General features: G+C 66.3%; 19 protein-coding genes and 1 pseudogene. 8 read left to right on the top strand and 12 right to left on the bottom strand.

Annotated elements, in window-relative coordinates; all coding sequences use genetic code 11:
• Nucleotides 1-5 precede the first annotated feature (5 nt).
• Both AC3FKH_RS16075 and AC3FKH_RS16070 read right to left on the bottom strand, forming a co-directional pair.
• Nucleotides 6-716 (bottom strand): enoyl-CoA hydratase/isomerase family protein, encoded by a 711-nt coding sequence (locus AC3FKH_RS16075; RefSeq protein WP_488676874.1) that lies wholly within the window; start codon nucleotides 714-716, stop codon nucleotides 6-8.
• Nucleotides 713-1,936 (bottom strand): CaiB/BaiF CoA transferase family protein, encoded by a 1,224-nt coding sequence (locus AC3FKH_RS16070; RefSeq protein ID WP_488676873.1) that lies wholly within the window; start codon nucleotides 1,934-1,936, stop codon nucleotides 713-715. Before AC3FKH_RS16070 ends, AC3FKH_RS16075 begins: the two co-directional genes overlap by 4 nt.
• Before the next feature lie 391 nt (nucleotides 1,937-2,327).
• On the opposite strand from AC3FKH_RS16070, the gene AC3FKH_RS16065 reads away from it, so the two are divergent.
• A complete protein-coding gene (locus AC3FKH_RS16065) occupies nucleotides 2,328-3,581 on the top strand; it encodes an alkyl sulfatase dimerization domain-containing protein (protein WP_488676872.1) in 1,254 nt (417 codons plus the stop codon).
• A gap of 38 nt (nucleotides 3,582-3,619) precedes the next feature.
• Here the strand turns inward: AC3FKH_RS16065 and AC3FKH_RS16060 are convergent, their stop codons facing one another.
• The 5 genes from AC3FKH_RS16060 to AC3FKH_RS16040 form a co-directional block, all read right to left on the bottom strand.
• Entirely contained in the window at nucleotides 3,620-4,591 is a 972-nt protein-coding gene (locus AC3FKH_RS16060) for a tripartite tricarboxylate transporter substrate binding protein (RefSeq protein WP_488677047.1), read from the bottom strand.
• A 52-nt stretch (nucleotides 4,592-4,643) separates the two neighbouring features.
• Nucleotides 4,644-5,954: a DUF1254 domain-containing protein gene (locus tag AC3FKH_RS16055; protein WP_488676871.1), complete on the bottom strand. Its 1,311-nt coding sequence runs from the start codon at nucleotides 5,952-5,954 to the stop codon at nucleotides 4,644-4,646.
• A 46-nt stretch (nucleotides 5,955-6,000) separates the two neighbouring features.
• A complete protein-coding gene (locus tag AC3FKH_RS16050; RefSeq protein ID WP_488676870.1) occupies nucleotides 6,001-7,002 on the bottom strand; it encodes a Bug family tripartite tricarboxylate transporter substrate binding protein in 1,002 nt (333 codons plus the stop codon).
• 102 nt (nucleotides 7,003-7,104) lie between these two features.
• A complete protein-coding gene (locus tag AC3FKH_RS16045) occupies nucleotides 7,105-9,276 on the bottom strand; it encodes an acetate--CoA ligase family protein (RefSeq protein WP_488676869.1) in 2,172 nt (723 codons plus the stop codon).
• Nucleotides 9,277-9,313: 37 nt separating this feature from the next.
• Entirely contained in the window at nucleotides 9,314-10,120 is an 807-nt protein-coding gene (locus AC3FKH_RS16040; RefSeq protein WP_488676868.1) for an IclR family transcriptional regulator, read from the bottom strand.
• A gap of 154 nt (nucleotides 10,121-10,274) precedes the next feature.
• Here AC3FKH_RS16040 and AC3FKH_RS16035 point away from each other — a divergent pair, with 154 nt between their 5' ends.
• Nucleotides 10,275-11,306 (top strand): LysR family transcriptional regulator, encoded by a 1,032-nt coding sequence (locus AC3FKH_RS16035; RefSeq protein ID WP_488676867.1) that lies wholly within the window; start codon nucleotides 10,275-10,277, stop codon nucleotides 11,304-11,306.
• Here the strand turns inward: AC3FKH_RS16035 and AC3FKH_RS16030 are convergent.
• A complete protein-coding gene (locus tag AC3FKH_RS16030; RefSeq protein WP_488676866.1) occupies nucleotides 11,296-12,441 on the bottom strand; it encodes a sensor domain-containing diguanylate cyclase in 1,146 nt (381 codons plus the stop codon). The genes AC3FKH_RS16035 and AC3FKH_RS16030 overlap by 11 nt on opposite strands.
• A 173-nt stretch (nucleotides 12,442-12,614) precedes the next feature.
• On the opposite strand from AC3FKH_RS16030, the pseudogene AC3FKH_RS16025 reads away from it, so the two are divergent.
• Both AC3FKH_RS16025 and AC3FKH_RS16020 read left to right on the top strand, forming a co-directional pair.
• Nucleotides 12,615-12,761, top strand: a pseudogene (locus AC3FKH_RS16025) (MurR/RpiR family transcriptional regulator); the annotation flags it as partial.
• Between the two features lie 155 nt (nucleotides 12,762-12,916).
• Complete coding sequence (locus AC3FKH_RS16020) at nucleotides 12,917-14,245, top strand: TAXI family TRAP transporter solute-binding subunit (RefSeq protein WP_488676865.1); 1,329 nt, start codon at nucleotides 12,917-12,919, stop codon at nucleotides 14,243-14,245.
• Between the two features lie 171 nt (nucleotides 14,246-14,416).
• Here the strand turns inward: AC3FKH_RS16020 and AC3FKH_RS16015 are convergent, their stop codons facing one another.
• Nucleotides 14,417-15,211, bottom strand: a complete 795-nt coding sequence (locus AC3FKH_RS16015) for a Crp/Fnr family transcriptional regulator (protein WP_488676864.1) — start codon at nucleotides 15,209-15,211, stop codon at nucleotides 14,417-14,419.
• Between the two features lie 38 nt (nucleotides 15,212-15,249).
• Between AC3FKH_RS16015 and AC3FKH_RS16010 the strand changes: the two genes are divergently transcribed.
• Nucleotides 15,250-16,707 carry a hypothetical protein gene (locus AC3FKH_RS16010; RefSeq protein WP_488676863.1) on the top strand — a complete coding sequence of 486 codons (1,458 nt, stop codon included), beginning with the start codon at nucleotides 15,250-15,252 and terminating at the stop codon, nucleotides 16,705-16,707.
• A gap of 361 nt (nucleotides 16,708-17,068) precedes the next feature.
• Here the strand turns inward: AC3FKH_RS16010 and garD are convergent, their stop codons facing one another.
• Nucleotides 17,069-18,658 (bottom strand): galactarate dehydratase, encoded by a 1,590-nt coding sequence (gene garD / locus AC3FKH_RS16005; RefSeq protein ID WP_488676862.1) that lies wholly within the window; start codon nucleotides 18,656-18,658, stop codon nucleotides 17,069-17,071.
• Between the two features lie 16 nt (nucleotides 18,659-18,674).
• Nucleotides 18,675-20,054, bottom strand: a complete 1,380-nt coding sequence (locus AC3FKH_RS16000) for an MFS transporter (RefSeq protein ID WP_488676861.1) — start codon at nucleotides 20,052-20,054, stop codon at nucleotides 18,675-18,677.
• Between the two features lie 371 nt (nucleotides 20,055-20,425).
• Here AC3FKH_RS16000 and kdgD point away from each other — a divergent pair, with 371 nt between their 5' ends.
• Nucleotides 20,426-21,340, top strand: coding sequence for a 5-dehydro-4-deoxyglucarate dehydratase (gene kdgD / locus AC3FKH_RS15995; RefSeq protein WP_488676860.1), 915 nt, complete (start codon nucleotides 20,426-20,428; stop codon nucleotides 21,338-21,340).
• Between the two features lie 169 nt (nucleotides 21,341-21,509).
• On the top strand, nucleotides 21,510-22,019 hold the full coding sequence (locus AC3FKH_RS15990; RefSeq protein ID WP_488676859.1) for a hypothetical protein: 510 nt from the start codon (nucleotides 21,510-21,512) through the stop codon (nucleotides 22,017-22,019).
• A 67-nt stretch (nucleotides 22,020-22,086) separates the two neighbouring features.
• Here the strand turns inward: AC3FKH_RS15990 and AC3FKH_RS15985 are convergent, their stop codons facing one another.
• Entirely contained in the window at nucleotides 22,087-23,082 is a 996-nt protein-coding gene (locus AC3FKH_RS15985; RefSeq protein ID WP_488676858.1) for a Vgb family protein, read from the bottom strand.
• Nucleotides 23,083-23,237: 155 nt separating this feature from the next.
• Between AC3FKH_RS15985 and AC3FKH_RS15980 the strand changes: the two genes are divergently transcribed.
• Complete coding sequence (locus AC3FKH_RS15980; protein ID WP_488676857.1) at nucleotides 23,238-23,555, top strand: YnfA family protein; 318 nt, start codon at nucleotides 23,238-23,240, stop codon at nucleotides 23,553-23,555.
• Nucleotides 23,556-23,625: the final 70 nt, after the last annotated feature.

Genomic DNA, 23,625 nt, shown 5'->3' with positions numbered 1-23,625 from the left:
TCGCTTCAGTCATGGGTATCGCGGCACGCGCCGAGCCACTGCGGCAGCGACATGCGCGTGCTGGCGGTGCGCATGCCGCGCTTGATCGCGGCCACGCCGTCTGCGGGGAATGCGGCAATGGTCGCTGCCATGCCGCACGCGCGCTCGAGTACTTGCGCGTCGGCGGTGACTTCCGTTGCGATGCCGAGCCGCAACAACTCCGCAGCGGGCACCCTGTCGCCCAGCAGGCACAACCGCGCCGCCACCGCTTCGGAGTGCCGCAGCGCGAGCCATGCCGCATTGCGCGGCGCGGCCATGCCAAGGCGGATCTCGCCGATCTGCAGGAAGGCGCCGGCGCCGCAGACCATCAGGTCGCCGGCCAGTGCCAGCGCCGCGCCGCCGTTGATTGCATGGCGCTCAAGCGCCACGATCCATGCCTTGCGGCTTTGCAGCAGCGACAGGTGGACGCGCTCCCAGACCTGCGCGAACTTCGCCATCCCGTCCGGCTCGGCCTGCAGCGCCGGCAGGTCGAGGCCCGAGCAGAATGCGCCATCGGCACCGCGCAGCACGACCGCACGGGTGGACGCGTCGGCATCGACAATGTCGATCGCCGCAGCCAATGCGCACGCCAGCGCGCCATCCACGGCATTGCGGCGCGCGGGCCGATTCAGCACGATCTCGGTCCAGCCGGCATGGCGCTCCAGCAGCACCGGCGCCGGGGTTTCGGTTGCGCTCATGCGAGCTCTCCTTGCGCGCTGCCGATGCCGATGGCGCCGGCGCGCACCAGCGCGTCGACCTCGACGGCATCGTAGCCAAGCTCGGTCAGCACTTCGGTGGTGTGCTGGCCCAGCTTCGGCACAACGCGAATGTCGTCCTCCGGCAGGCTCGCCATCGTGAACGGCAACCCCGGCAGTTCGAGCCAGCCACCCTCGCCGGTGCCAACCCTGCGCAGGATGCCGCTGGCGCGCACGTCGGCGCTGGCGCCGACCTGGTGGTAATCGCGCACCACGCCGACGACAACCTGGTGGCGTTCGAGCAAGGCGCGCGCGGCGTCGCCGCTCAGGTGGCGCAGCGCATCGTGCAGCACCGCCAGCAGCGCCGCGCGGTTCTGTACGCGCAACGCATTGCTGGCGAAGCGCGGATCCTGCACGAGCGCGGGACTGCCGATCGCTTCGCACAGCCGTGCCCAGTGCTCGTCCAGATACGCGGACAGCACCACATGCCCGTCGGCTACCGCGATGACATCGGCCGCAGGCGCCGCCTTGGGCTGGCTGTTGCCGCTACGTACTGGCAGCGCGCCGGAACACTGGTACTCCGCCCAGAGCTGCGCCTGCAGTTGCACGCCAACCTGCAGCAGCGACGTCTCGATGGTTTCGCCCATGCCGGTGCGCAGGCGGCGGAACAGTGCGGCGAGAATGGCGTTCCCGGCGGCAAGCGCCGTGGCTGCGTCGATCATTGCAAAGCCGGCTTTCAACGGCTGCCCGCCCGCTTCGCCGGTCACGGACATCATGCCGCTTTCGGCTTGCGCGGCAATGTCGAGCCCGGGCCGCGAGCGCGACGGCCCGCGCGTGCCGAAGCCGCTGATGGACGCATGGATCAGGTCGGGCCTGGCGGCGCGCAGCGTGCCGGCATCCAGCCCCAGCGCTTCCATCACGCCGTGGCGCGTGTTGTGCAACACAACGTCGCTGGCCAGCGCGAGCCGCCGCGCCGCTTCCACGCCGCCGCGGCTGCGCAGGTCCAGCGCGATGCCGCGCTTGCCGCGGTTGTACGCCAGGAACATCGGGCTCTGCGCGCTGGTGCCGTCGAAGCGCCGCGCACTGTCGCCGCGCAGCGCTTCCACCTTGACCACGTCCGCCCCGAGGTCGGCCAGCATCATGGCGGCGCCTGGCGCCGCGATGAACTGCCCGAACTCCGCTATCCGAATGCCTGCCAGCGGCAGGTCTTGACGGCTTGCCATGCGATCCACTCCATGCCGGCGCGGCCGGCGTTGCGATGATGCGAAAAGATCATGCGGCAAACACATGGATCGGGGCAGCTGTCAGGTTCGCGCTGGCGTAAACCTGCGGTTAGCACCCCACGGCCCTCCGGCCCTTGCTGCTGCCATAGCGCAGCGGGCGCCGGCTGGGAACTGCCGCGCAACGCCGGCTGCCAACCAGCGGTTCACACGGCGCCGCGGTGAACGGCTGCCATCCCCCGCCAGCGCTGGGCTGGCGAGCGACGGCGAGGTGCGGCGCGGAGTTTCCCCAATCGCCATGCGCCGTCGCCTCGACTGAAATTACCGCTGGAGGAAACCGCCACAGCAAGGCACGAGGGGTGCCGCAAACCCAGTTTTCGCTAAGGAGTCACGCATGCAGGATCTCGAGGAAAAGGCCGTCGCACTGGTGACCGGCACCGGCATCGAAGCCGTCGACGATGGTGTCTGGCTGCTGCACGGCCAGGGACAGAGCTTTGTTGCGGACGTCGGTGGTGGCCTGCTGGTGATCGACAGCGGCCCGGGCGGCCGCGTCACCGCCGGCATGATCGACGCGCTGCGCACGCAGACCAGCCTGCCGGTGCTGGCGATCTGCTACAGCCACGGGCATATGGGCTACAACGCCGGCGTGCGGCAGTGGCAAGAGCACGCCGCGGCGCGCGGCGATGCCACGCCGCGTTTGCTCGCCCACGTGAACGTGCTGGCGCGCCAGGCGCGCTACCGCGAAACCGGCCGCATGCAGGAACGCATGGCCGAGATCCAGTTCCGCCGGCCCGCCGGTGCGCTGGCGGGCAAGCTGGGCCATACCGCGCCGACCGAGACCTTTGCCGATGGCCTGACGCTGGGCCACGGCGATGCCCGCGCGGAGATCCGGTGGGCACCGTCGGAGACCGACGATGCCGTCGCGGTATGGCTGCCGGGACGCCGGCTGCTGTACGGCGGCCCGGCCGTCATCGATTCCATTCCCAACATCGGCACACCGTTCCGCACGCTGCGCGACACCGTGCGCTGGGCCGAGACGCTGGAGCGCATGGCCGCGCTGCAGCCGCGCACCGTCGTGCGCGAATTCGGGCCCACGCTGCGCGGTGCGGACGAATGCGAGCGCGTGCTGACCCACACGGCGCGCGCGCTGCGCTGGCTGCGCGCCGAGGTCGTCCGGCTGATGAATGATGGCTGCAACGAGCGCCAGATGCTCGCCGCGCTCAAGCCGCCGCCGGAGCTGTTCGACACGCCATGGATGCGGCCCACGTATGGCGATCCCAGCTATATCGCGCGCGATATCTATCGCTCCGAGAACGGCTGGTGGGACCGCAACGCGACCACGCTGCACCCGGCAGCGCCGCAAGATTGCGCAGCGGAAATTGCCGCCGCCGTGGCCGACCACGGCGCGCTGATCCGCCATGCGCAGTCACTCGCGGCACGCGGCGACACCCAGCTCGCGCTGCACGTGATCGACGTGCTGGCGCTGGCGCCGGGCGATGCGCCCACGCTGGCCGAAGCGCGCCGGCTCAAGGCCGCATGGCTGCGGCAGCGCGCCGGCCAGGTCAGGAGCTATGTCTCGCGCAGCCTGTACGGCGCCGCCGCGGACATGCTGGAGACCGGCGAGACCGATACCTTTGGCCTTCACTGAGCCACGCCGCGCAGCCCGCGCCCAGGGGCGCGGCTATCCTATTCCAGCACCACGCCGCTGCTCTTGATGACGGCGCTCCACTTGCTGACCTCCGCATCGATGAAGCGCGCAAACGTGGCACTGTCGCCCGGCTCGGCTTGCAAGCCGAGCGCGGCCAGCTTGTTGCGCACGTCGCTGTCCGCCAGCACGGCGCTGGCATCGCGGTTGAGCTGCTGAACGATGGCGGCGGGCGTGCGCGCCGGCGCCATCAGGCCGAACCAGCCATAGCCGACCACACCGGGAAAGCCCTGTTCGGCAAAGGTGGGCGCATCCGGATAGACCGGCGTGCGCTGTTCCGATGCCACCGCCAGCACGCGCAACTGGCCCGCCTTGATGAACGGAAGCGCCGATGTGATGGCAGTCAGCGTGGCATCCACGCGCCCGGCCAGCAGTTCGGTGTAGGCAGTCGCGTCGCCGCGGTAGTGGACGTTCAGCGCCTTGAACTTCGCCTGGGCCGCGAACAGCTCCGCCGTCAGGTGCGGCCCCGAGCCAGCCCCGGGCGACGCAAAGGTGGCGCCGCCAGGTTTTGCGCGCGCCATCCGCACGAAGTCCGCGACCGAGCGCAGCGGTGAATCCGCCTTGACGATCAGGAAGATGGGGCCGATCACACGGGGGCCCACCGCGGTGAAATCCTTGTGGATGTCGTATTGCTGCGGCAGGCCCGCCGCCGTGTTGATGGCGAACGGCGCGGCCGCCCACAGCAGCGTGTAGCCGTCTGGCGCGGCGCGTGCCAGCGTCTCGTTGGCCACGCGGGTGCCGGCGCCAGGCTTGTTCTCGACCACGAACTGCTGGCCGTACTTGCGGCTCAACGCTTCGGCCAGCAGCCGGGCCGACGTATCGTTGGACCCGCCGGGGCCGTACGGGGAGATCAGCCGCACCGTCCGTGCAGGATACCCCTGCGCCAGCGCTGCCAACGGTGCCAGTGCCGGCGCCGCGCCCAGAAGCAACAGGTCCCGCACGCGTGCCAGCATGGCGCGGCGCGATAATCGCGCTATCGAGTCAGTGTTCATCGTCCCTCGCTCATCAGGAAATGCGGCGTACAGCCGGGATGCGGTACTGGCCATCGATGAAGGCCGGTGCCGGGTGATAAAGACGCAGGATCAGGTAGAACGGGCCTGCAGGCGCCGGCAGCCAGTTGTCGGCATGGCCCGGCCGCTTGTGCGAGATGGGAATGGCCAGGCTGCCGTCGGGCTCCATGCGCAGGCCGGGCGTGCGATCGCCAACCGCGTAGCGGCCAATCTCGTTGGCGCTGAAGAAGCGGTCCTCGCCGTACAGCGAGACCGACCAGAAGGCCTGCGCGGGCGGCAGCATGCCGGGCGCAAAGCGCAACTCGTATGTGTGTTCCCCGTGCAATCGCTCACCGTCCGCGTCGAAGTCGGCCATCGCGTAGATCGCCTCGTCGGCCCGCAGCGCGCCGAGGCCTTTCATGGCGGTGCAGGCGCGCTGCAGCCAGTCATCGCCATAGACACCCAGCTTCAGGCTGTAGCCCCAGCTCTTGCGCCCCTGGCTGCGCGTATGCGCCTCGACCAGCTGCATGGCCTGGCGGTACGCGTTTTCCAGGCCCGCACGGACTTCAGCGCGTAGCGCGGCGATGTCCAACTCGTCCTCTGCTTTCAGGCCTGCCTTGCGCAGCAGCGTCAGCACGCCCTGCTCCCGTTCGGCCGGCGGGATCTCGCGCAGCGCGTTGAACAGGTTCTGGAAAAAATCGAGCGCCTCATTGCCGGTATCGCTCCAGGCGCGCACGCAGTGGGGCAACGCCTTGCCCGGCGCGTCGAGCGCAAAGCCGCACTCGAAGGCATGGGCGGCAGCGAGGTCGCCGGGGCCTTGCACCAGCACGCGGCCCAGCAGCCAGACCAGCGAAGTCGGACAGGCCACGACATGGCTGCCTGTTGCCGTCTGGCCGGGCCCGACCAGCGTGACGGTGGCGCCTTCGGCCGGTACATTGCGCGGGCCCAGGTTCTCGAAGTTGTTGGTCCAGGCGTCCAGCAGCTCCACCACGTAATACCGCTCTCGCTCCGGCAGCGGCGGCACGCGCAGCGTGACCGGGCCGTCGGCCAGGTTGATCCAGCCGCAGAAATAAAGCAGGTCATTGGCGGGCGTGACGACGTCGCGGTCTTCATGCGTCCACTGGCGCTCGCTGGCGGACAGCGCGTTGACCGGCGCGCGGCCATAGCCGGTGGCTGTGCTGACGGCGGTCTGCACGCGGCAGGTGCGCAAGGTCTCGATCAGCGGATAGCCGTAGATCACGACCGGCAAGGCAGCCGCGGCGACCAGCGCTTCCTGGCTGGACCCGTAGACGGGGGTGGAGAAGAACTGTGGCACGGGATGGTTCATGCGGGACTCCGGAAAATGTGAATCGGGAACGGGTGCGGGCAGCGTTTCATTCCTGCGCGGCACCGCTCGACTTGACCAGCGCCGCCCAGGCCGTCACATCGCTGCGCATCTGCGCGGCGAAGGCGCTGCGTGGCTGCGGCGCGTAGCGCATGCCCAATGCATCGGCCTGTGCCCTGATGGCGGGATTGGCCATGGCGGCTACCGTGGCGCGCTCCAGCTTGTCGACGATGCCGGACGGCGTGCGCGCCGGTGCGAACAAGGCGAACCAGCTATCGACGCCGAACGCGACGCCGGCTTCGGTAAAGGTCGGCACGTCCGGCAACGCGGGCGAGCGCTCGGAGCCAGTGACGGCCAGCGCCCTCACCTTGCCGCCGCGGATCAGCGGCAGCGTGCCGGCAAGGTCGGACATGGCCACGGGCAGCGTGCCGCCGATCACATCGGTCAGCATCGGGTTGACGCCCTTGTACGGGATGTGGCGCAGGTGGATGCCGCTCAGTACGTTGAGGCTCTCGCCAGCCAGGTGGCCGCCCGAGCCAGTGCCCCACGAGCCATAGGTGAGGTCTGCGCCCGGGCGCTTCGCCGCGGCGATCAGCGCGGGCAGATCGCGGCCGGTGAAGCCGGGGCCGGCGATCAGCACATTGCCGCCGTAGAACAGCCGGCTGACCGGCACGAAATCGCGCAGCGGGTCATACGGCAGCTTCGGGAAGATGGCCGGCGCAATCGCATGCGTGGCGGAGATACCGAGTACCAGCGTGTAGCCGTCCGGCGCGGAACGCGCGACCTGCGCCGAGCCGATGGTGCCGGTGGCACCCGCCACGTTCTCCACCACCACCGTCTGCCCGAGTTCCTTCGACAGTCCCGCCGCCAGCAGCCGGCCCACCACATCGGTCCCGCCCCCCGGGGGAAACGGCACGACCAGCCGGATCGGCTTGTCGGGATAGGGGCCCGCATGCGCGCCGGGTGCCACCCCGCAGATTGCGGTCACGGCGAGCGCGCCCAGTCCGCGCAGCACCATGTGCCGTGCCGGCAAGTGCGTCTGCAAATGCATGCTTGTCTCCTTTGATGTTTTGAGGGTACTGCCGCGGAGCAGGCGCCCGTCTGTGCGGGCATCCTTGCCACCGCATCGTGTTGCGATGCGCTCCCTGTGTCGCTATGGAGCGGCGGGACTGCCCTGGCGAAGCGTCACGACGGCGTCGGCGGCTACCAGACCCCGCGCCGTGACGATGAACGGATTGATCTCGATCGTATCGAGCCGCTCGCCCAGTTCTGCAGCGAGCCTGGACACGCTGGCCAGTACCTGTGCGGCGGCATCCAGGTCGATTTGCGGATGACCCCGGTGTCCTTCGCATAACGCCGCGGCCTTGCTCTGGCGCAGCATGTCGCGCGCTTGCGCAGGCGACAGCGGCGCCAGGCCGCAGGCGGTCTGGCGGAAAATCTCGACAGCCGTGCCGCCGATGCCCGCCAGCGCGACCAGCCCGAATACCGGATCGCGCCGCACGCCCACCATCACCTCGCCCCAGCCGCGCACCATGCGCGCCACCAGCACGCCTTCGAACGGGACTTGCGCGCCGCTGTGCGCGCGCACGCCGGCGACGGCCTGCGCCATGCGGCCAAAGGCGTCGCGCACGGCTTGCGCATCGGCGAGATTCAGTGCCACGCCGCCCACATCGCTCTTGTGCAGGATGTCGCGCGAACACAGCTTCACCACCACGGGGTAGCCCAGGCGTGCGGCAATGCGCACGGCTTCTTCAGCATCGCGCGCCAGGTCATGCGGGGCCACCGGCACCCCGGCACCAGCAAGCAGTTGCATGGCCTCGTACTCGGACAGCGCCCTAGCCGTGGGCGGTACATCGCGCAACAGACCGGCGTGCGATGCGGGTTGCGGAGGTTGATCGGCCGCGCCGCGCTCCCCTTCCATGGCCGCTGCACGCGCCAGCGTGGCCACCGCCTCCACCGCGTGGCCGGGCTCGCGGAAAACAAGGCAGCCGCGGGCTTCCAGCCACGCGCGCTTGTCGTCGTCGACGATGCCGGCCAGCAGCAGTGGCGCCGCGCCAGGGTCTTCGGCGAGCGCGCCGATGGTCTGCTGCAGCTCCGGCCACAGCCGCGGGGCATTGGCGCCACCGGCCAGGAATGCGGTCACGCAACCGTAGGCCCCGCTGCGTGCCACGCTGGCCATGGCATCCATGAAGACACGCGGTTGCGCCACCACCTGCCCCGTTACGTCGATCGGGTTGGCCGTGCTGGCGAACGGAATGGCGGAACACAGGGCCGCTGCCGCCGCGTCCGGCATCGGTGGCAGCGGCAGGCCCAGCTGTTCGGCGCGGTCGGCCATCATGATGCCCACGCCGCCCGACACGGTGACGATCGCCAGCGGCGTGGCGGCACCGGCCTTGCGCCCGTCCGGGCGCTGCCAGGATGACGGCCGCCGGCCTCGCGACAGCACGTAGCCAAGCCGGAAAAACTCTTCCAGCGTATGCGCGCGGTGTACGCCGTACGCGTCGAACACCGCCTGGTACACCGCGTCTTCGCCGGTCAGGCTGGCCGTGTGCGATTGCGCGGAGCGCGCGCCGGCCGCGGTGGTGCCGACCTTTGTGATCACTACGGGCTTGCCGGCCGCACGCGCGGCGGCAAGTGCCCGCCGCAGGCGCGTGCCGTCGCGGCAGCCTTCGATGTAGGCCAGGATCACGCGCGTATTCGGATCATCGGCCAGCCAGGCGATCACATCGGCCACCTGCAGCCCCGCCTCGTTGCCGGTCGTGACCCAATGGCTCAGGCCCAGGCCCGCTTCGCGCGCGAGCGCATACGCATAGGCGCCGAACGCGCCGCTCTGGCTCACCAGGCCGACTTCGCCGACCGGCGGCGTGCCGCTCAGCGCGATCGGCGAAAACGTGGCGAACATGCGCTCGCGCAGGTTCATTGCGCCCAGGCAGTTGGGACCGAGCAGCGTTACGCCGGCCTCGCGCGCGCTGCTTGCGAGCCGGGCCTGCCTCTGCACGCCGGCTTCGCCTGCCTCGGCGAAGCCCGAGGTGAAGACCACCGCGGCGCGCGTGCCGTTGCCGGCAAGCTGCGCCATGACATCCTCGCTGGCAACCGCCGGCACCGCGACGATGGCCAGGTCCACCGCCTCGCCGATATCGGACAGCGAACCATACGCCCGCAGGCCTTGCACTTCGGCCGCGGACGGGTTGACCGGATAGATGCGACCCGCATAGCCCAGTTCGCGCAGCAGCCGGATCGGCATGCCTCCCACCTTGTCCGGCTGGGTGGACGCACCGACCACCGCGATCGAACGCGGGTACAGCAGGGAATTCAGGTCAACCATACGGAAGTCTCCAGGTCTTGTGGTCAGGGGGCGGCTGCTACGGGTGCAGGCCGCTGGCGGCCTCGATGGATCGGACCATCTCCCTCAGCAGCGGCGCCACTTTCTTTTCCATCATCCCGCGCTTCACCTGCGAGCCGGGTACGGCACAGTTGAACAGCAGCGGACGGTTCAGGTAGCGGATGCGCGAGTAGACGCCCACGCCGTGCACGCCGATCCCCGCATCCCCTTCATTGATCGCGAAACCGCGCTTCGGGTAGTGGGCGACGTTGTGGCACAGCGTGTCGTAGAAGGCCGCGTATTCGTCGGGCCGCTCCTCGCTCGCGGCCGTCATCAGCGTTTCGAACTCCGCCTTTGACAAGGTGCACAGGTAGGCGCGGCCCATGGCGGTGCTCAGCACCGAGCGCACGGCGCCAGTGCCGGGGCGGGCCGGCGTGCCTTCGTTGTGGGTGCAGGACTGCAGGTAGGTCACGTCGAGCCGGTGCGCCACGCCCATCGACACGGCGCCCTCGATGCGGTCGGCCAGTTCCTGCATCAGCGGTCGGGCCACGTGGCGCACGGGCAGCCCGGTCAGGTAGGGGTAGCCGAGCGCCAGCACCTGCGCGCTGACGAAGTACTTGTCGAGCTTGGGATCCCAATCAAGATAGCCCAGCTCGAACAGCGTGCGGCAAATGCGCGACACCGTGGCGCGCGGCAGTTGCAGGCGCTGCGCGAGTTCGCCATTGCCAAGCGGGCGCGGCTCGTCGATAAAGCAGCGCAGCAAGGCAAAACCCTTGGCCAGCAAGCCCCCAAAGGACGGATCCTCGCGGCGGCGCTCGGCAATGAATTGTTCGACGGGCAGGTTCATGGCGTTTCCTCTTTAACCAGTCTGGACAGCGCGCCGCCCAGTGTCAAAAAGTGGAATCTATTTCCACATGTTGGAAATATAAGCCATGACCTTGCCCCTTTTACGGGTACGCCATAAGGTACAGCCGACACTGATTCGAAACCGGATTGCCCGCATGCGACTCAGCCAGATCCAGGATTTCATCGCGGTGGCGGAAGGCGGCAGCATCCGCGCCGCCGCGCGGTCGCGCGACGTGTCGGCGCCGGCGCTTACCAAGAGCATTCGCCAGCTGGAAGAGGAACTGCACGTGCCGTTGCTCACGCGGACGACGCGCGGGGCCGTGCTGTCGCACTATGGCGAGGCCTTTCTGCGCCGTGCGCGGCTGATAGCCGCCGAGGCGCGTCGAGCCACGGAAGAGATGACGCAGATGCTCGGAGCGCGGACCGGCACGGTGCGCATCGGCGTCACCGGTGGTCCTGCGCACCTGCTGCTGCCCGCCGCGTTGAACCGTTTCCGCCGCCAGCATCCGGAAGTCCAGGTGAACATCGACAGCGGCCGCTATGCGGTGCATTTGCAGGATCTGCGCGCGGGCCTGATCGACGTGGCGGTGAGCCCCATTCCCGACGAAGGCATCGAGCATGACTTCATCTGCGAGCCGCTCTACAACAACGACTCCGTCGTGGTCGCGCACCCGGACCATCCGCTGCGCCATGCGCGCACGCTGCGTGAACTGGTCGGTTCCGAGTGGATACTGACCACCTGCCGCATGCACGGGCCCGGAGCGGCCATCATGGACGCCTTCCGCGCGCAGGACCTGCCGTTGCCGCGCGTGGCCGTGCGCTGCGACACCTTCGGCATCATCCAGGCCCTGCTGCAGGACCGCAGGCTGCTGTGCATGGTGGCGCGCCAGCTCATGCAGGGCCGGCTGGCCGGCACGAACGGGCTGGCTGTCCTGCCGATCGAAGACCCGCTACCGAGCCACACCGTCTGCCTGGTCTACCGTGCCGATTCCCCGATGCCGCCAGTGGTGGCGAGCTTCGCCGCGCAACTGCGGCGCGAGGCGCATTACCTGATCAACATGCCGGACAGTCCGCTGCGGCGCCCCGGCGCGCAGCCGCCATTGCCGTCGCCGTTGCAGGACAGTGCAGCGACGCTGGCCTGCGCTATCGCGCGCCAGGCGGGCGCAATCGATCCGCTCATGACATAGGCGCGCCGGCATCGGCATGCGCAAACAGCACGGACCGATTGCGCCCGCCCGATTTCGCCAGGTACAAGGCCTTGTCCGCCTGGTCGATCAGAAGCTCCGGGCTCATCGCCTTGTCCGAGGTACCCGCAACCCCGATCGACAGTGTCACGACCACGCCATCCGTTTCGATGACCGATCCCGGCACGCAGGCCTTCTGCCGGTACCACTCTGCCCGGCCCATGGCAGCCCCGGCGTCCATGCCGGGCAGCAGCACCAGGAATTCCTCGCCACCGTAGCGGCACACCACATCGTTGGCGCGCGCTTGCTGTTGCAGCAGCGTGGCCACGTGCCGGATCACCTGGTCCCCGGCCGAGTGGCCAAAGCGGTCGTTGATCTGCTTGAAATGATCGATATCGACCAGCAGCACCGCCGCGGACTGGCCGGCGCCCGCGCCAAACTCACGCCTGAGCGAATCGTTGAGGTAGCGCCGGTTGTACAGGCCGGTGAGCGGGTCGCGGTTGGCCTGCTCGGTAAGCCGGGCCTGCAACGCCTGCACGGCCTCCAGCTGGCCCTGCAGCGCCTGTTCGCTGAGCCGCAGCTTGTGGCGCGTTTCGCTCAGGCTCAGCGCCCGGAAATAGGCACCGCGGGCAAACAGCAGCAGATAGACCGTCAGGCAAGCCATGCTCAGGGCCGTGACCGGCATCGTCGTGTCGGGCTCGAACTTCAGGCCGAACGCCGCCACCGATACGGCCGCCCCCGCAGCCGACAATGCCGCCGCCTGCAGCGCCCCGCGAAACCCGCGGAACGCCGCCAGGTTGATGCAGCCGCATATGACCAGCAGGAAGGTAATCCATAGCGGAAAGCCCAGCCATGCGGTCCAGAGGCCGAAGCAAAAGTCATCCAGGCGCAGGTTGTTGAGCTCGGCTTCCAGCGGATCGCTCGCATACCTGGCGACCAGGTAAACCGCGTGCGGATAGACCAGGAACTGGAGCGCCATCAGCGCCCACGCCACCGTGCCCTGTCCCGTGGCATGGAAATGCACGGCAAAAATCAGGAAGACGATCCACCACGACGCGGTGCGATTGCGGTGGTTCATCTTCACCACCCAATGCACTGCGCCGGGCTTGCCCTGGTTCGTATTGTCGACGGTCTGCAAATCCCTTCCCCCTGTCTCTCTCCTTCCGGCAGCACAGGAGAGTCGTATCGCGAGGATAACAGGGCGTGAGTCGCCTGCATCACCCCGCAGGCGGCGGGCCATCGACCGAGCAGCAATACTGGCCGCGCTTGCCATGGGAAAACCCTAGGTTGCGGTATCCATATTTCCGACCCAGCTTCTTCAGCAACAGCATGGGCGCCTACCTGATCTTCTGTGAAGGCTTGCTCAATCTGGCGGCGACAAAGCTTGGCAAACGATCGCTACGCGCGCTGGCGCGCCGCGAGCAGATGATCTCGGCGCTGAATATCGAGACGGAGTAGGACGCGAGGCCTCCCCTCACGCCGCCGCCGGCCTCGGACAGGACAATCTGATATCGTATGGCGCCCCAAGCCTTGCGACACAGAAGCAAACCTGACAAGAGAGCCAAGCAATGCCCAGGCCCAACCCAGCGCTCCGACGCAGCCAGAAGGCGCCCATGACACCGATGCGCCGGCGCCTTGTCGTCACCGCCGCCATCGTGCTGGTCGCCGCACTGAGCTGGGGCGTGGCGGTCGTCGTTGAACCCGCCATCCAGCGCACCGTCGTGATCACGACCGGTGCGGACAAGGGCATCTACCGCGGATTCGCGGATCGCTATGCCCCACTGCTCAAACGTGATGGCATCACGCTGGATATCCGCAGTTCAGCCGGGTCGGTCGAAAATTATTCCAGGCTGACCGATCCCAACAGCGAATACGACGTCGGCTTTATCCAGTCGGGCACCACTACCCCGCAGGAAACCGACCACTTGCAGACCATCGCCGCCGTTTCCTACGAGCCGATCTGGGTGTTCTATCGTGGCAAGGCCACGATCGACCGGCTCGCACAGCTCAGTGGCAAGCGGATCTCGATCGGCGTGCCCGGCAGCGGCCTGCTGAATGTCTCGCGCGTATTGCTTAACCATAGTGATGTCAACGCGAGCAACAGCACGCTGCTGGAAATGGACGCCGGCCAGGCCTATCAAAGCCTGCGCAATGGCGAACTCGACGCCGCCTTCTTCATCGGCAGGCCGGATGCCGAGATGCAGCAGAAGCTGCTGAATAGCGACCTGAAGCTGATGAACTTCGCCCAGGCCGACGCCCTGGTGCAGAGATTCCCCGCTCTCTCCAAGCTCACGTTCCCGCGCGCATCGACCAGCATCGCCAAGGATCTTCCGCAGGCGGACGTCACGCTGCTGGCCGCCACGGCCCTGCTGGTCTCGAAGGACACCCTGCACCCCGCCCTGGTCTACCTGCTGCTGGAGGCCGCTCGGTCCGTGCATGGCGGCGAGGACTACTTCACACGGCTGGGTACGTTTCCCAACCTGAATACGAGCGAGTTTCCGATTTCGGACGAAAGCACGCGCTACTTCAAGTCCGGACGCCCCTTCCTGCAGCGCTACCTGCCTTTCTGGCTTGCCAGCTTCATCGAACGGCGCCTGCTGATTCTGCTGCCCTTCATGGCTTTGCTGCTCGGTTTGCTGCAAGCATTGCCGCGCATGATCGAGGCGCGGTACAAGAACCGGCTCGTAGTCTGGTACCACGAGATCAAGGCGCTGGAAGATGAAATCTGGAGAAGCGAAAAGCCGACCGCGGAACAGGTCGCGCAATGGCGCGAAGAGATCGAGAACATCGATGCGCACGCCAGCCAGATACAGCTGCCGCAGCGCTACTTCCAGGATGTCTACGCACTCAAGCAGGCGATCGGCGTCGTTAGGGACCGGATTTCCCACGCCGTCGCGAGGGCAAGGAAACCCGTCGAAGACCGAGCCACGAACCGATCGTGAAAGGCATCCTTGAAGGTAGACGCCGACGTCTCGCCCGTCCCAGTCAGGTATTCGCCCTCGACGTAGTAGTCCGAACTTGCCGATGGTGACACTTCCCTCTAACCCGGCAATTGGACCGTGGGCGCCACCGGTAACGAAGCCAAGGATCGGCGTTACCTGTGGACGATATGATTACCAGTAGTCATCGTTGCCCCGCAACAGCACCGGATTCACCACCCGGATGCTTCGAAACGCAATCTCGATCAACCCGCGCCTCTCTAGTTTCTTCAAAAGCTCATTCAACGTCTGGCGCGACACGCCGACTATTGCAGCCAGGTCCACTTGGGACACCTTGACGGTGACAGGACCAACTTGTCCATTGCCAGGGCTCTGTAGCTGCAGCAATTCCGCCAGCTTTGAACAAACACGCTCTTCCGGTGAAATCAGCTTTGAATCCGAGATGTAGCGCAGCATGCTGGCATAGCGCTGCGCAATGAACAGTGCGAGATAGCGGTAGAAGATCGGATCTTCCATTGCGATTCGCTCGAATTGCGCCTTGGAAAGCAAGAATATCCGGACGTCCGTGTCAGCTATCACTGCCACGGTGGTCCTCGCATTGGTAATCAGTGCCAATGGGCCAAACCAGAAGCCGGGATCCCCTACGTGATAGAGGTTCTCCTCGCCGCCAACCAGCACGCGCGTAACGCGGACGTGGCCCTCCAGCACAGCGCCCATCGCCTTAGGCGTACTTCCCTGCGCGGAAATCACCGCCCTCTTGGTGAAGGTGCGCACTGTCCCGCGGGAAATGAGCTTGTCCTGCAAGGCTGTGGGCAGATTCGCAAACCACGCATTGCTTACAAGGATGCGTCGGAGTTCTTGATCAGTGAAGTCACCAGGGGTGGGCATGGACAAGAAACGAGATGAGTTGTCGCCTGGGCGACAAGTGGCAGGGCCCTTCAAATGTAGCATGCCCTCCAGTCTGGCCATGCTGGCCGGAACGCCTGACAACAGCAAGGAGACGAGTCGTGAAACAGCATTCTGGTTCGAGATCGGTCAATTCGGCCGCATGCCATCAAGTCCGCCGCCGAATCGCCATGGCACTGGCGTTTGCCGCTGCCTGCGGCGCAGTTGGCACGGTAGCCGCGCAATCGCGGCCGTCGAGGTCCGATGGGGCTGCGGTCGCCGATGTTGCCAAAAATGTGGCTCCCGGCCCGCGCAGTTGCTTCTGGTCGCGTGGTCCGGTCAGTGCCGATCCGTACATTAATATCGCATACCCTGATGCCGCCACGTTTTACTGGAGCGCGACGTTCTCAATTCCCGAGGGCGCCAGGCTTTCCATTGAAGGCAACTTTCCGCACTCGCGGTATATGTCGCTGATCAGCTATGACGGCGCCGGCGTTCCTGTCGAATCGATTGCCGACTATCTAATCAGGCCCGCAGCGGGTGCGGTGAATCCCTTCCTGCCCGGGGCAAATCGCAATGCTGAAGCACGAGGATATTCGCTGACGGTAGTTGACGCAGCGCCTCCGGCCGACCAGCCTGTGGGCATGAACCTGCTCGGGCAGCAGCGCACAACATTGCACGCCCCGAAGTATGGATCCGGTCAACAGCAACTCCTCTATCGCATCTATGCGCGAGACAAGCAAATGGACGAGACTGGAGGCGTCGGACTGCCCATTCCCGTGCTGACACTCGCGGACGGCCGGGTGCTGAGGGGTGATGCGGCGTGTCCTGCCTTGCGCGCCCAGCAGCCGATGCAGATCGATCCGGCAGCGCTCGCGGTCCCGAGGGAGAAATACCGCGAACTTGTTGCCATCGCCAGGGAGGTAGGCAGGGAGAAGAATCAGCCTGCGTATCCGGCAACCAACCCGCCCACCTGGTATATCCAGTACGACCGAGAATATCTCTACAGCCTGTACACCGGGAAACCGCTGGCTAGCCCAAAGAAGAGTACTGGGGGCTTCTATCCGAACCTCGACAACCAGTACATCCGCACCATCGTCAACCGCAAGCTGGGCAAGGTGTTCGTCATTCGCGGCAAGGCGCCAACTGCGCCGCGCACCGCCAACGGGGATGCGGTGATGGGCACGGGCGAACTCAGGTACTGGTCCATGTGCTCGAACCAGGGCTTTGCCAATACACGGGTAAATGGCTGCGTCTATGATGAGCAGGTGCCGGTTGGTCCGGATGGCTTCTACACTATCGTGGTGAGCCGCAAGGAAGACCGTCCGAGCAATGCAATCGCACAATGCGGCATTGCCTGGCTGCCAATGGCAGATGACGGGGATGGCGCTGGCGACGCCGATGTCTCGGTGGTGCAACTGCGGCACATGCTTGGGACGAAGGACTTTCCCCATGCGGTACAGGCCATCTCAAAGCCGGGCGATGAGCGCGAGGTGATGGGCGACTATTACCCGGCGGGCCGCTACATGTCGACGTCAGCCTTCGAGACCGCGGTGCCATGCATGCAGGGCAGGCACTGATTCGCCGCAGCGCCGGCGAACTTCTCTCGGAGCGGTCGGCCGCTGGCGACATCGCAGAGCCACCGCTCCGCTTTGGTACCCGACGGGTCGGGACCTGCTCCCGCCATCGAAGGCTGGGCCTGCAGGCGCGGAGCGAGCTGCTCCAGCCTTTCGCAGTTCGCTCGCTCCGCGCCAACTGGTTGCCTCGAATAGGCCTGCAACGGCGGGCCAAGGGCGGCCGCCCGAGTGGTCGCAATGGAAAATGCGTGAAGGGCCGCTCCTGGCCCGGCTACGGCCAACGCCTTCCCTTGGTCGAACGGCAGCAAATCGGCCATTGCAGCCGTCCACCCCAGCGGGCGTATCGCCCGGCCGGCGCCCCAAGTCAGGTCACCGGAGCCGGATTAAACAACGCCAACGCGTTATACAACTTGTGGTGCTCCGCCCACGTCTTCTTGCGGCCGCTGGCCACGTCGATCATCAGGTGGAACAGTTCCCAGCCCACATCCTCGATGGTGGCTTCGCCGGTGGCGATGCGGCCGGCATTCACGTCCATCAGGTCATGCCAGCGCCGCGCCAGGTCGCTGCGCGTGGCGACTTTGATGACAGGCACTTCGGCCAGGCCATAAGGCGTGCCGCGGCCGGTCGTGAACACGTGCAGGTTCATGCCGGCGGCCAGCTGCAGCGTGCCGCAGATGAAATCGCTCGCGGGGGTGGCCGCATAGATCAGCCCCTTCTGCTTGAGTTTCTCACCCGGCGACAGCACGCCAGTGATCGGCGCACTGCCCGACTTGATGATCGAGCCCATAGCCTTTTCCACGATGTTCGACAGGCCGCCCTTCTTGTTGCCAGGCGTGGTGTTGGCGCTGCGGTCCACGCGGCCGCGTTCGAGGTAGCGGTCATACCAGGCCATCTCGCGGATCATCGCCTCGGCCACTTCAGGCGTGGCGGCGCGAGCGGTGAGCTGGTCGATGCCGTCGCGCACTTCGGTGACCTCTGAGAACATCACGCTGGCGCCGGCGCGCACCAGCAGGTCCGTGGCAAACCCCACCGCCGGATTGGCCGTCACGCCGGAGAACGCATCGCTGCCGCCGCACTGCACGCCGACCACCAGTTCCGACACCGGGCACGTTTCGCGCCGGCGCGCATTCAGGCGCTCCAGGTGCGCCTCGGCCATCGTCATGATCGACGCGATCATCGATGCAAAGCCGACGTGCTGCTCGTCCTGCAGGCACACCACGCCGACCTGCACTTCGCCCGCGCCGGTCTGGATCGGGATGGTGCCCGCCGGCATCAGGCGGTCCGGCTGCAGCTTCTCGCAGCCGAGGCTGACCATCATCGCGGTGCCGCCGAAGTTGGGATTGAGCGCGATATTGCGCAGGGTGCGGATCGGGATGACGGCATCGGGCGCGTCGATGGCCACGCCGCAGCCGTAGGTGTGCTCCAGCCCGATCACGTCATCGACATTGGGATAGCGCGGCAGCAACTCTTCGCGAATACGCCGCACGGCATGCTCGACCACGCCCGACACACACTGCACGGTCGTGGTGATGGCCAGGATATTGCGCGTGCCGACCGACCCATCCGGATTGCGGAAGCCCTCGAAGGTATAGCCTTCCAGCGGCGGCAGCGGCGCCGGCAGGCGCGTGCCGACCGGCAGGTCGGTGAGGCCCGGCGCCACCGGCATCTCGATCACGCGTTCGTTGACCCAGCTGCCGCGCGGCAGGTCCTTCAGTGCGTAGCCGATCACCACGTTGTAGCGCATCACCGCAGCGCCCTGCTTCAGGTCCGACAGCGCGACCTTGTGCCCCTGGGGCACGGCCTCTTGCAGGACCAGCCCGCACGGGAACTCGGCGCCTGCCGGCAGGCCGCCGTCGTTGGCCACGATGGCCACATTGTCTGCCGGATGGATGCGGATATAGAGCGGCGCCTGGACCGGCTGGGCGGCCGGGCCGCGCGAATCATGTTCGGACATGCTGTGTTTCCTGCGGTTATTGCGGGTGCCTGAGTTCCACGCGGCGAATGTCCTTGACGATCACCAGGTAGCTCAGCACCGTGACCAGTGCGTGGACCCCGACGAACACCAGCGCGCCGTTGAACGAGCCGGTGACGCTCAGGATATAGCCGATCGCGATCGGCGTGACGATGCCGGCGATATTGCCGAACGTATTGAAGATGCTGCCCGCCAGGCCGATGACTTCCTTGGGCGCGGTGTCCGCCACCACGGCCCAGCCCAGCGCGCCAATGCCCTTGCCGAAGAAGGCCAGTGCCATGAAGCCGACCACCAGCCATTCGGCATCGACATAATTGCAGGCGATCATGCTGACCGACAGCAGCATGCCGGCCACGATGGGCACCTTGCGGGCAATGGTCAGCGAATGCCCGCGGCGCAGCAGTGCGTCCGAAATCATGCCGCCCAGCACGCCGCCGAGGAAACCGCAGATCGCCGGCAGCGACGCCACGAAGCCTGCCTTGAGGATGGACATGCCGCGCGCCTGCACCAGGTACACGGGGAACCAGGTCAGGAAGAAGTACGTGAGCACGTTGATGCAGTACTGGCCGAGATACACACCCGCCAGCATGCGGTTGCTCAGCAGCTGGCGCGCATAGAACCAGCCCGCCGGCGCGGCGGCCTTGCCGGTGGCGCGCCCTGCCCCTTCATTCATGTGGATCAGGCCGCCGCCCTGCTCGATATGCTCGAGTTCCGCGCGATTGACCGCCGGATGATCGGCCGGGCTGCGCATGACCTTGAGCCACAGCACGGCCAGCGCCATGCCGAACACGCCCATCCACATATAGACGTGGTGCCAGCCCCAGCTGTGCGTCACCCATGCCATCAGCGGCGTGAACACCACCGCCGCGAAGTACTGCGCGGCGTTGAAGATGGCTGAAGCCGTGCCGCGCTCGGCCGTAGGGAACCAGCTCGCCACGACCTTGGCATTGGCCGGAAAGGCCGGCGATTCGGCCAGGCCCACGGCAAAGCGCAGCATGAACAGCGCCGTCATCACCGCGCCCATCGAGGCGAACACGCCCACCCAGACCTGCAGCAGCGTGAATACCGACCACAGGCAGATGCTGACCGCATAGATGCGGCGCGCGCCAAAGCGGTCAAGCAACCAGCCGCCGGGGATCTGCGCCATGACATAGGCCCAGCTGAAGGCGGAAAAGATATAGCCCATCTGCACGGCACTGAAGCCGAAGGCTTCGCGCATCGCGGGGCCGGTGATCGACAGCGTGGCACGGTCGGCATAGTTGACCGTGGTGACGATGAAGATCATCGCCAGGATCCAGTAGCGGACATTGGTGCGGCGCGCGGCGGCTGCACTGCCGGCAGCGGCCGTCGTGGCAGTGGGAGTATGGCTTGCGTTCATCGGGTCTCCTGTGGCCATATGCCAGCAAACCCGTCAAAGGCCAACTGAGATATGTCGTCATATGACTTGAATTATAAGGAGACGACCCGTAGATCGTAGTGCGCGTTTACCCTGAAATCGCCGCATTTCTTTCATTACCGCCTTTCGAATTTCCTTACAAGCCATGGGATTCCCGGCAATCTTCATAGCCGCGCAGGTAGGCTGCAGCGTGTCCACACACGGGGTTTTCCCCAGCATCGTGACGTTCCCTCTTGTCTTCTTCGATCTCTAGTTGTACGATGACGTACATTGATAACACCACTGCAGGACTGCGGAACACCGCCCTGCCCTATCCATCATCAAATTGCCGGCCTCGGCCCAGGATGAGAGACATGACGACACCGCAAGAACTGAAGCAGATCATTTCCGAAGGCCTGCTGTCCTTCCCAGTCACCGACTTCGACGCGCAAGGCAACTTCCGCCCCGAGACCTACGTCAAGCGCCTGGAATGGCTGGCACCCTACGGTGCATCGGCGCTGTTCGCCGCGGGCGGCACTGGCGAGTTCTTTTCGCTGACGCCGGACGACTACTCCAATGTGATCCGGACCGCGGTGGAAACCTGCGCCGGCAAGGTGCCTATCCTGGCCGGCGCCGGCGGCCCGACCCGCATGGCCATCGCCTATGCGCAGGAAGCGCAGCGCCTGGGCGCCAAGGGTGTGCTGCTGATGCCGCACTACCTGACCGAAGCGTGCGAGGAAGGCATTGCCAACCACATCGAAGAAGTCTGCAAGGCGGTCAACATCGGCGTGATCGTCTACAACCGCGCCAACTCGCGCATCGGCGCCGACCTGCTGGAACGCGTGGTAGACCGCTGCCCCAACCTGATCGGCTTCAAGGACGGCGTCGGCGAGATCGAAGCCATGGTGCGCGTACGCCGCAAGCTGGGCGACCGCCTGGCTTACCTGGGCGGCCTGCCGACCGCGGAAGTCTATGCCGCGGCCTACAAGGCGCTGGGCGTGCCGGTGTACTCGTCGGCCGTGTTCAATTTCATCCCGCGCACCGCGATGGATTTCTACCGCGCTGTTGCAGCAGATGACCATGCCACCATCGGCCGCCTGATCGACGACTTCTTCCTGCCCTATCTGGACATCCGCAACCGCCGCCAGGGCTATGCGGTGAGCATCGTCAAGGCCGGCGCCCGCCTGGTCGGCCACGACGCAGGCCCGGTGCGCGCACCGCTGACGGACCTGAACGAAGAGGAAATGGCGCAGCTCGACGCGCTGATCCGCAAGCTCGGCCCGCAGTAAGCCTGCCCCCTCCCGGGAAGCCGAGTCACGAACTGATACCCCGCCATGTGCGGGGTATTTTGTTTATGGAACACAATGGCGGCGCAGGGGCGGATTCCGGAATGTTGGCGACTATGCTTGAATCGGGTATCCGCCGAAAAACACCACCATTCGGCAATGGAGAATGGCCATGGCCTATCGCGTAGCCAGTTGGGTGGCATGCACCGCGCTCGCGCTGTCCGCCTGTGCGTCCCTGCAACCGATCCAGACCGCGCAGAAAATGGTCGGTAGCCCCGAAAGCTCCGTGCGCGAGACATTCGGCGAACCCACGGAGGTCTACAAGCTCGCCGACGGCAGCGTGCGCTGGATCTATTCGCACCAGCCGCTCGGGTTCGAGGTCTACGCCGCCGATTTTGATGGTAACGGCAGGCTCGCCAGTTTCCGCCAGATGTTGACCGAGAAAGAAATCTACGAAGCCAGGCCCGGCGTATGGACCAAGCGCGACATCGCCGAACGCTTCGGCATGCCGCGCGAGCCGGTCCAGTACTACCCGCTGATGAAGCGAGAGGCATGGTCGTACCGGCTCTATGCAAGCGGATACCAGCCCGCGCACTTCAGTGTCTACTTCGACGACCAGGGAGTGCTGGACCGCACGATGATCATCGTGGATACGTATGGGGGCGACCGGCGGCGCAGGTGAGGTGCGCAATCTTGTTACCGTTACCTGACAGTCACCTGACGCGCAGTCCGCTCGCTGACGAAAACACTCATCTAGCCGCACCAGCGCCGAAGCGATACACCAACAGATGATCCGTGCCGGATTCCGCCGCCCAGGCCTCGCCCGGACGCCCCAGCATCTGGCGCACATTGGCATCCGGTCTCGGACTGGCGAAGGTCTCGAACCGGCCAGTCTGCGGGTCGAAGCGCAGGACGGCGTTCTTGCCCCAGTCGCTGAGCCATACCTTGTCCTGCTCATCCACATACATCGCGTAGGCATGGGGGCTGGCGCCAGGCAGCGTCCATTCCCGCCAGCGCCCCGTGCCGGGATCGTAGGCGCCAAGCTTGCCCGCGGTCCATTCGCTGACCCATAGCACGCCCTTCGAGTCCGACCAGATGCGGCGTGGCCCGGACCGTGGCGAAGGCGGCATCATGACGTGCGCGGCACCGGAGGCCGTATCGATGCGGGCAATGTAGTCACCGGCCAGCGAAGCAAAGTAGATATCGCCTCGCGGCGTGACGGCGATGCCGTACGGACCCCGCCCGCGGGGCGCGTCGAACATGCGCATGCGGCCGCTGGCCGGATCGAGTTCGCCATAGACCCCATTCTGCCCGGTGAACCACAGATGTCCCCGCGTATCGAACACCGCGGTGTTCAGGTTGGCATTGGCCTGTCCCGACGGAAGCGGGAAACGCTTGACGCCATGGTTCCCGGGATCGACCCGGAGAATCGAATTCTGACCGCCATCCGTGACCCATGCAGCGCCATCGGGTCCAATGATCACGCCATGCGGCGCGGACGCTTCGCCGAGGGCAATATGGATGGTCTTGCCCGTTGCGGGGTCCAGCCGCCCAAGCTCGCCCGTGCTCTGGGCCGTGTACCACACCGCGCCATCGGGCGCAGGCGCAACGTCGTGCGGATGCGCGCCGGCCGGCACTGGATAGCTCTGGACGCGTGGCGGCACTGTGCCCTGGGCACACACTGTGGTGACCGACATGGCCAGAATGCCGGCAGCCAGTACGGCACGCAGCAAGCGCAGGGACATCGCCATCTCCTGATCAGTCGAAGAATCTTCGATCCAAGCATAGGCCAGCCGACGGCCAGACGGAGACAGGCGTGCCCGTATACTGCGCGATTGATCATCGAGTCCCAGTCCCGCGACTACCCAGTGCGGCACCTGGCCCGAGACCACGCTGCCGCATGAAAACCATCGCGCTCTACCTGCTCACCGCCATTGCCGAAATCGTTGGCTGCTACCTGCCCTACCTGTGGCTGCGCCAGGGCGCGAGCGCCTGGGTATTGCTGCCGGGCGCGCTGTCGCTGGCATTGTTCGCATGGCTGCTGTCCCTGCATCCCGATGCCTCGGGGCGCGTGTATGCGGCCTACGGCGGCGTGTATATCGGCGTGGCCGTGCTTTGGCTATGGCTGGTCGATGGCTTGCGTCCCAGCGCATGGGACCTTGCGGGCGTCGGCGTTGCGTTCCTCGGCATGGCCATCCTCGTGTTCCAGCCGCGCTGACGCAGCCGCGAGACCACTGTTCCGTTTTGGAACAGCTGCGCCAGCGTGGCACAGCAGTCCCGCCACACTG

This window comes from Cupriavidus sp. 21MJTG02-4 (genome assembly GCF_057798975.1).
Note: the sequence above shows the minus strand (reverse complement) of the source record. Positions and strands in the feature narration are given on the sequence as shown.